At 69.2% G+C, this 439-nt stretch carries 1 protein-coding gene; it reads left to right on the top strand.

Annotated elements, in window-relative coordinates; genetic code table 11:
• Positions 1-23 precede the first annotated feature (23 nt).
• Positions 24-439 (top strand): class II fructose-bisphosphate aldolase (locus LK09_RS20375; RefSeq protein WP_039403837.1); only part of this gene is annotated, 416 nt, incomplete at its 3' end.

Genomic DNA, 439 nt, shown 5'->3' with positions numbered 1-439 from the left:
CACACCGATTGATCGGAGTTTCGATGCCGTTGTCCACGATGTCTGAGGTGCTCGGTTCCGGGCGTGCGGTGTGTGCGTTCAATGCGGTGCCGTTGGAGGTGGCGGAGGGGATCGTCGCGGGGGCGGAGGCGGCCGGGGTGCCGGTGGTGTTGCAGTTGTCGGAGAACGCGGTGCGGTTCCATGGGGGCCTGGGCCCGGTCGGGGCGGGGTTTTTGGGGGTGGCGCGGGACGCGGGGGTGCCGGTGGTGGTGCATCTGGATCATGCCACCGAGGAGGATCTCGTGTTCGAGGCGATTCGGGCGGGGTTCACGTCGGTGATGTACGACGGGGCGCATCATGAGTATGCGGACAACGCGGCCCGCACCCGGGCGGTGGTGCAGCGGGCGCATCAGTCGGGGGTGTGGGTGGAGGCGGAGCTGGGCAGGATCGGGGGGAAGGG

The organism is Microbacterium mangrovi, assembly GCF_000802305.1.
In the GTDB taxonomy this organism is placed as follows: domain Bacteria; phylum Actinomycetota; class Actinomycetes; order Actinomycetales; family Microbacteriaceae; genus Microbacterium; species Microbacterium mangrovi.
The sequence above is the reverse complement of the archived record's forward strand: the minus strand, read 5'-3'. Positions and strand labels throughout refer to the sequence as shown.